The sequence below is a fragment of the uncultured Campylobacter sp. genome (genome assembly GCF_938017705.1).
GTDB lineage: Bacteria > Campylobacterota > Campylobacteria > Campylobacterales > Campylobacteraceae > Campylobacter_B.
The window spans coordinates 1-1,546 of sequence record NZ_CALIIS010000067.1 but is presented as its reverse complement, the minus strand read 5'-3'; the positions used below and the strand labels follow the sequence as shown (position 1 = coordinate 1,546).

1 protein-coding gene and 1 pseudogene are annotated in these 1,546 nt (G+C 49.5%); both read left to right on the top strand.

Annotated elements, in window-relative coordinates; translation table 11 throughout:
• Positions 1-346, top strand: a pseudogene (locus Q0605_RS03410) (transglutaminase domain-containing protein); the annotation flags it as partial.
• A 419-nt stretch (positions 347-765) separates the two neighbouring features.
• The coding region (locus Q0605_RS03405; protein WP_298704255.1) for a transglutaminase domain-containing protein at positions 766-1,546 on the top strand (781 nt) is incomplete at its 3' end.

Below are 1,546 nucleotides of genomic sequence, written 5' to 3'. Positions count from 1 at the left end.
CGGCGGTGCGCTTGAAATTTCGGGCGCGCAGCATTGCAGAGCGGAATTTTATCTAAAAGGCTATGGCTGGATCCCCGTCGATCCCGCGGACGTTACAAAGGTGCGACTCGGCGAAGGCTTAAGCGAGGATGATTCCAAGCTGGCGCGAGTGCGCGAGTATCTTTTCGGTAACTGGGAGCCGTGCTGGCTGGGCTTTAACTACGCTCGCGAAATCGTGCTAAATCCGCGCCCGGCGCACGTTCCGATTGAATTTTTTTCGCATCCGTATTGCGAAGTGGGCGGCACGCCGAAAGATCCGTACTCGCCTAAAAATTTTATCTACGAGTATTTTTCGCGAGAAATTTAATCCTCTGACGGCTTGCTTTTTGCTGCCGCGATTTGCTTAAGCTAAGCCGCCGCGCTTCGTCAAAGCTTAACCGTTTCATGGAAACGCACGCTTGGCTTTTGCGACAGCGGCGCTTTTGCGTGGTTTAGCCTACGCCGCCGATACATACTGCCTGCGCGCCTAGTTTGCGGGCTATCATGCCCGCTTTGGCGAAATTTCGCGCTATGTCTTGAAGCGAAATTTTGAAATTTTAAAATTCCGCGGCGAGCAAAATTCTAAAATTTTAAAGCGAGCGAAATTTTGAAATTTTAAATATGGATAGAATTTTAAAATTTACGGCTTGCAGAATTTTAAATTTAGCGATTTCAAAGCCGCAAAAGGCTAAAATCAGCGCGTAAATTAGGGCTAAGTCTTAGCCATTTTATTTGAAGGCATATTTCATGCAAAGACGCGATTTTTTAAGAAACACTGCGATTTTAGGCGCCGTTATGGCAACTCCAAGCACCGTTTTGGGTGAGGGCAAAGCTATGGGCAACAAGAGGGTTTTTGACCTCACTTTAAATCACGAAATTTTAGAGGCGGGCAAGAAAACCAGGCTGTGGATACCGCTGCCGTTTATCAGAGAGTATCAGAGCGTAAGCGATATCAAATTTGACGGCAACTTCAGCAATCCTTCCGTCGATTATAAGGGCGTTCCGACGCTTTATGTGGACTACGCCGAGGTGGCAAAGCCGACGCTTAGCGTTAAATTTAGAGTCGAGACCTTCGAGCGAAATACCGACTTTAGCAAGGTTAAATTTAACCCGAACGAAAAGCTGAGCCCTGAGACGGAATTTTATCTAAAACCTACTCAGCACATCCCAAATGACGGCATCGTAAAGCAAAAAGCCGAGGAGATCACTAAAGGCGTCAAGGGCGATCTGGAGCGCGCGAAAGCAATATACACGTGGGTGGCAAACACGATGCAGCGCGATAACACCGTCCTAGGCTGCGGCACGGGCGACGTAAAAGCGATCCTTGAGAGTGGCAAGCTAGTGGGCAAATGCACCGACATAAACTCCGTATTCGTGGGGCTTTGCCGCGCCGTGGGTATCCCTGCGCGCGAGATTTTCGGCATCAGAGTAGGGCAGAGTAGATTTTCAAACGAGATGGGAAAGGCCGATGAAAAGGGCCTCGCAGCGATCTCGGGAGGTCAGCAGCTGCGCGGGGACCTCGGACTGC